Here is a 6,309-nt window from a genome sequence, read left to right as displayed (position 1 = left end):
CCGCGGCCGCCCAGTACGCCGAATGGCTCTCGGTGCGCACCCTCGGCGGCCGTGCCGACGGCTCCGAGGGCCCCGCACCGCTCGCCGACCCCGGCACGGCGCTGCGCACCGCGCTCGGCCTGCTTCCCGGCTCCTGGCTCCTGGTGCGCCCCGACGGATACGTCGCCGCGCGCGGGCCCGTGCTCAGCCGGACCGCCCTGGACCGGGCCCTCGCCCCCGTCGGGCCGTCCGCCCCGCTCGCGCTGCCGGCCCGTGCGGAGCCGCGCGCGGTCCCCGTATACCCGGCCACGACGAAGGAGCACCGCTCATGACCGCCACCCCCGAGACCCGTCCCGTCGCCCTGGTGACCGGCGGCACGAGCGGCATCGGCCTCGAAACGGTCCGTACGCTCGGCCGCGCCGGACACCGCGTGTTCCTGTGCGCCCGTACCGACGCGGCCGTCAAGGAGACCGTCGACGCCCTGCGCGACGAAGGTCTTGACGTCTCCGGGCAGGCCGCCGACGTGCGCTCCCGCGAGGACGTCGCCGCCCTCGTGCGCGCCGCCGTCACCGCGTACGGGCCGCTCACCGTCCTCGTCAACAACGCCGGGCGCAGCGGCGGCGGCGTGACCGCCGAGTTGACCGACGAGCTCTGGTACGACGTCATCGACACCAACCTCAACAGCGTGTTCCTGGTGACCCGCGAGGCCCTGGCGAACGGCGGGCTCCAGGACGCCGCCGCCCGGGGCCGGATCATCAACATCGCCTCCACCGCCGGCAAGCAGGGCGTCCTGCTCGGCGCCCCGTACAGCGCCTCCAAACACGGCGTCGTCGGCTTCACCAAGGCGCTCGGCCGCGAACTGGCGCCGACTGGTGTCACCGTCAACGCCGTCTGCCCCGGCTACGTCGAGACCGCGATGGCCCAGCGGGTGCGCGCGGGTTACGCCGCCGCCTGGGACACCACCGACGAGGACGTCCTCGCCCGGTTCGAGGCGAAGATCCCCCTCGGCCGCTACTCCACCCCGGAGGAGGTCGCGGCCCTGGTCGGCTACCTGGCGTCCGGGCCCGCCGCCTCCATCACGGCGCAGGCCCTCAACGTCTGCGGCGGCCTGGGCAACTTCTGACCCCGGACCGCCCGCGCCGCGCGGGCGGGGTCCATGAACAACCGAGAAAGAGGTGTGTGGTGTCGGACGTACGTGTGCACCGGACGAGGCACAGTGTCGACGTGGACGCCCAGCCGGGCGTCGTCTACGGGCTGATCGCGGACGCCGAGCGCTGGCCGCTGTTCTTCCCGCCCAACGTGCACGTGGAGCGCCTGGAATTCGACGGCCGCGACGAGCGGCTGCGCATGTGGGCGACCGCCAACGGCGACGTGCGGTCCTGGCTCTCCGAGCGGACCCAGGACCCGGCGGCGCGCCGCATCACCTTCCGGCAGACCCGGCCGCAGGCCCCGGTCGAGACCATGGAGGGGTCCTGGGTCGTTGAGGAGCGCCCCGGCGGAGGGACGCGGCTGGTCCTGCTGCACGACTTCACGGTCGCCGGGGACCGTTTCGAGGACGTGCGCTGGGTCGAGACCGCCTGCGACACCAACTCCCGCGCGGAGCTGGCCAGTCTGAAGGGGATCGCGGAGCGCTGGACCCTCCTGGACGACCTCGTCCTGTCCTTCGAGGACTCGGTGCGCGTCCACGGGCCCGCGGAGCTGGTGTACGACTTCCTGTACCGCGTCGGCGACTGGCCCGAGCTGGTCCCGCACGTCTCCCGCCTGGACGTCACCGAGCCGGCGCCCGGCGTCCAGGTCATGGCGATGGACACCGTCACCGCCGACGGCGGCACGCACACCACCGAGTCCGTCCGCATCTGCTTCCCGCACGCCGGGCGCATCGTCTACAAGCAGACCGCCACCCCCGCCCTCATGGAGGCGCACACCGGCGAGTGGTCCGTGGTGCCCGACGCGACCGGCGTCACCGTCGTCTCCCAGCACACCGTCGTCCTCCGCGAGAGCGCCGTCGAACGGGTGCTGGGCGCGGGCGCCGGGCTCCCCGAGGCCCGCCGGTACGTACGCGAGGCGCTGGGCCGCAACTCGACGGCCACGCTCAACCTGGCGAAGCGCCACGCGGAGACCGCGATCCGCATGCTGTGAGGCGCGCGGCTCCAAGGCCCCTGGAGCCGTTCCCGAGCGGTTCTCCACCGCGTCGCGAGCGGCCGCCCGCAGGGTCGAGCCACGCCCATCCGCACCCCCGTGCCCGTACGACGAAGGAGGCGGACGCCGCCGTCATGACCACCATCGCAGAGATCCCCGGGCACCCCGCCCCCACTCCCGCCTCCTCCTCCCCCGCCCCCGGCCGCGCGGACGCGGACGCCCTCGACCGGGCGCGACGCCTGGAAGCACGGCTCGGCGACCCCTACGACCCCGCCAACCCGCACGGGTTCGCCGCCCTGTTCGACGCCGACGCCCGCTGCACCCCGCCCGAGGCGACCGAGGCCCTGCTCACCGACGAAGGGCTCGGCGCCGAATTCGTGCCCGTCGCCCTGGGCGGGCGGCTGACCCGTGCCGACCTGCTGGCCCGGGCCGTGCGGCCGGTCTTCCGGCGCGACCTGGGACTGGGCATGGGCCACGGCCTCATCTCCCTCTTCGCGGCCGGCGCCGTGTGGGCGGCCGGCGACGAGCCGCAGCGCCGGGAGACCGCCCGCCTGCTGCTGGGCGGTGGCCGGATCGCGATCCTGCACCACGAACTCGCCCACGCCAACGCCATCCTGCGCCACGAGTTCACCGCCCGCCCGGCCCCCGGCGGACGCCGGATCAGCGGCCGCAAGGACGTCATCCTCAACGCGTCCCGCGCCGACCTCCACGTCGTCTACGCCCGCACCGACGAGGCCCCGGGCCCGCGCAGCCACTCCGTCCTGCTGCTCGACCCGGCCGGACAGGACCCGGCACACCTGCGCCACCTGCCCCGGGTGGAGAGCACCGGAATGCGCGGGGCCCTCTTCTCCGGCCTGGAGTTCGCCGAGCTGCCCGTGCCCGAGGACGCGCTCGTCGGCCACCCCGGCGACGGGGCCGGCATCGCCCTGCGCGCCTTCCAGGTGAACCGGAGCCTCATCTGCGGGCTCGTCACCGCCGCCGCCGGAACGGTCCTGCACTCCGCCGCGCGCGCCGCGACGGAGGGCCGCGCGAGCGGGGTCGCCCGGCGTTGGCACAAGCCGCTCACCGGGGTCTTCGCCGACCTCCTGGCCTGCGACGCGATGTCCACCACCGTCCTGCGCGCCCTGAGCCTGCTGCCCGCGAGCGCCCACCTCTTCGCCGCCGCCGTCAAATACGTGGTGCCCGAGCTGCTGCGGGAAAACCTGGAGGAGCTCGCCACGGTCCTCGGCGCCCGCGGCTACGACCACACGAACCCCGCGTACGGGGCACTCGGCAAGCTCGGCCGCGACCTGCCCGTCGCCGGGCTCGGGCACGCCGGATCCGCCTCCTGCCAGTCCGTCCTCGTGCCCCAGCTGCGCGGCCTCGCCGAACGCTCCTGGTTCGCCGAACCGGAGCCCCCCGCCGAGCTGTTCACCGCCGGCGCCGAGCTCCCCCACCTGGACTACCGGCTCCTCGGCATCGCGGGCGGCGGCGACTTCATGGCCGCCTCCCTCGTCGCGACCGCCGAACGGCTCGCCCCGCTCCGCGACGCCGGCGGGCACACCGGCGCGCTGGCCGGGCTCGCCGAGGCGTTCGCCACCGAGCTGCGCGGGCTGCGCGCCCAGTGCCGCCGCATCCCGCCCGGCCCCGCCGCCCTCGCCGACCCGGCCGTCGTCCGGCTCAGCGACCGCTACAGCCGGATCGTCGGCGCCGCGGCCGTGCTCGCCGTCTGGGAGGGCCAGGACGGCACCGATCCGTTCCTCGCCGACCCCGCCTGGGCCGTGCTCGCCCTCACCCGGGCCGGACAGCGCCTCGGCATCCCCGTGCCCGCCCTGCCCGACGGCGTCCAGGACCAGGTGCTCGACGAGCTGCTCCGCCGGCACGGCCAGGGGCTGGGCCACGACCTCGACGCGCTCCCGTACGCGCCGTGACCCCCGGCGCTCAGGAAGGCAGGCCATGACCAGCATCCCCGCGCCCGGTGCCGGGCGGATCAGCGCACCCCTCCACGTCGCGGGGCCCGGTGCGCCCTGGCACCTGGTGCGCGAGGCCATGGACCGCCATGGCAACGCCGTCGTCCACACCACCTGGGGCGAGTGGCTGGGGGCGGCCGTCACCCAGCCGGCCCTGCGCCAACTGCTCGGCGGCGACTGGCAGCGCTACCGGCGCACCCAGGACCCCACCCTGCGCTACCGGTTCCTCGCCTCGCGCCTCGTCACCAAGTACACGGCGGCGGCCGCCCTGCGCACCGGACCGGCCGAGCTCGACCTCGCGTACCGGATCGGCGGCCGGCCCTACCTGCGCAGCCTCGACCAGATCGACGTCAGCCTCACGCACACCGAGGACATGATCGCCGTCGGCATCAGCCGCAACGGCCGGATCGGCGTCGACGTCGAACCCGCCACCCGGCCCATGTCCTACGACCTGCTCCAGGGACACGTCCTGACGCCCGCCGAGCGCGGGGCGCTGGAACACCTTCCGGAGGGGGAGCGGGCGGCGCGGCTGCTGCGTCTGTGGACGCTCAAGGAGGCGTACACCAAGGCGCTCGGGCAGGGGCTGCGGCTCGACTTCACCGAGTTCGGCTTCGCCGAGGGCGGCGGCGAACTGCTCGCGCCCGACGGCCGGCCCGCCGCCGACGGCGACTGGGCGTTCGCCACCCACCGGGTCCTGGGCGGCCGGTACATGCTCAGCGTCGCGTGCCACGACACCGGCCTGGCCGCCTCCGCCGACACGACGGTCCGCACCATGCTCGACACCGGTTTCGCGGGGGCGGTCACCGAACTCCTCGGCTGAATCGTGCCGCACTCGGCCCCGCGTCCAGTCCCGCTGGAGGAAGACGCGGGGCCTTCGCACGCCCGCGTACGGTACGGAACCGGTCGCCTCCCCGACGGAACCCTGCGGGACCGCGGCGCCCCACCACCGGACCACCGCCGTGTCAGTGCCGTGTCAGTGCCGTGTGGGCGGGCCCTCGCATACTCGTTCCGCATTCGCCGACAGAGGGGAGGGAGGGGGTCTCCCGCATGCGCGCCACAGCCGGTCCGCCGCGCTCCCGCATGTGTGCCCCGCAGGACGATGACCACCGACCACTCCTCGCACACCACCCCCGCCCGGGCCACCCCCGGCGGCCCGATGACCGTCGTCCTCGACCTCACCGGCCAGGACCCGGCCGCACCGCCCGTCCTGGAGCTGCGCGGCCCCGTGGACCCGCACCGCGTCGAGGCGGCCCTCGACCGCCTGGGCCGGCTCGGCACACGCCCCGCCCCCTCCTGGCAGCCCCGCCTGGAACCCGCCGACGACGGGCACCACACCCTGCGCCTGACCCCGGACGGGCCGCCGGCCGGACGCACCGCCGCGCCCTTCCCCGCCGGGCTCCTCGCGGACCTGCTCACGGTCACGGACAGCGGACCCGGACCCGCGCCCCGGATCGAGCCGACCCCGCTGCAACGCGAACTCCTCGCGGACGCGGACGCGCACCCCGGCACCGAAGGCTGGTGCGAGCAGCTCGCGGTCAGCTGGCACGGCCCGCTCGACCCGGAACGGCTCGCCGCCGCCTGGCAGTCCGTCGCCGAACGGGAGAACGTGCTGCGGGCCGCCTTCGAGGAGGGCCCGGAGCCCTGGATCGTCTGCCATGAGGGCGCCGGGCCCGAAGTGCTGCGCTTCCCGCACGGCAGCGTGGACTGGCACGCGCTCGTCGAGGCCGACCGGCGCCGGGGCCTCGATCCGCGCCGGCCCGGACCGCTGCGCGTCACGTTCCTGGGCGGCGGCCCGGACGCGGCGGGCAGCACCCGCGTCCTGCTGAGCTTCCACCCGGCACTCCTCGACGACTGGAGCGTGCGGCTGCTGCTGCACGAGTTCTACCGCGCCTACCTGGCGGGCGGTGAGCTGCCCGGCGGCACCCGCCGCCCCGACCTCGGCGACTACACGCGCTGGCTCGCCGCCCAGGACACCGCCCCGGCCCGCGAGTTCTGGCGCGACGCCCCGCCCGGCCCCGCCACGCAGCCGCCCGCGGGCGTCGGCGCCGGCCAGGTCCGCACCCGGATCACGCCCGAGGAGAGCGAACGGCTCGCCGCGTGGGCGGGGGGCTTCGGCTGCCCGGAGAGCAGCGCCCTGCACGCCGTGTGGGCGCTGGCCCTCTACCGGGCCGGCGGCCACGAGGGCGCGACCGACATCAGCTTCAGCGCGGCGGTCTCCGGCCGCGGCATCCTCCTCGACGGC

The 6,309-nt window shown here is 75.8% G+C and carries 5 protein-coding genes and 1 pseudogene; all 6 read left to right on the top strand.

Going from position 1 to position 6,309, the window contains the following annotated elements:
- Positions 1 to 311 (top strand): annotated as a pseudogene (locus tag G3I41_RS20165) (oxygenase); the annotation flags it as partial.
- A complete protein-coding gene (locus G3I41_RS20160) occupies positions 308 to 1,102 on the top strand; it encodes an SDR family NAD(P)-dependent oxidoreductase (RefSeq protein ID WP_164401766.1) in 795 nt (264 codons plus the stop codon). The pseudogene G3I41_RS20165 and the gene G3I41_RS20160, both read left to right, overlap by 4 nt.
- A 59-nt stretch (positions 1,103 to 1,161) precedes the next feature.
- Entirely contained in the window at positions 1,162 to 2,118 is a 957-nt protein-coding gene (locus tag G3I41_RS20155) for an aromatase/cyclase (RefSeq protein WP_164401765.1), read from the top strand.
- Positions 2,119 to 2,252: 134 nt separating this feature from the next.
- A complete protein-coding gene (locus tag G3I41_RS20150; protein WP_164401764.1) occupies positions 2,253 to 4,028 on the top strand; it encodes an acyl-CoA dehydrogenase in 1,776 nt (591 codons plus the stop codon).
- 25 nt (positions 4,029 to 4,053) lie between these two features.
- Positions 4,054 to 4,887 carry a 4'-phosphopantetheinyl transferase superfamily protein gene (locus tag G3I41_RS20145; protein ID WP_164401763.1) on the top strand — a complete coding sequence of 278 codons (834 nt, stop codon included), beginning with the start codon at positions 4,054 to 4,056 and terminating at the stop codon, positions 4,885 to 4,887.
- Between the two features lie 279 nt (positions 4,888 to 5,166).
- Positions 5,167 to 6,309: condensation domain-containing protein (locus G3I41_RS20140; protein ID WP_239081736.1), on the top strand; the 1,143-nt coding region annotated here is incomplete at its 3' end.

It is taken from the genome of Streptomyces sp. SID9727 (assembly GCF_010550605.1).
Classification (GTDB): Bacteria; Actinomycetota; Actinomycetes; order Streptomycetales; family Streptomycetaceae; genus Streptomyces.
Note: the sequence above shows the minus strand (reverse complement) of the source record. Positions and strands in the feature narration are given on the sequence as shown.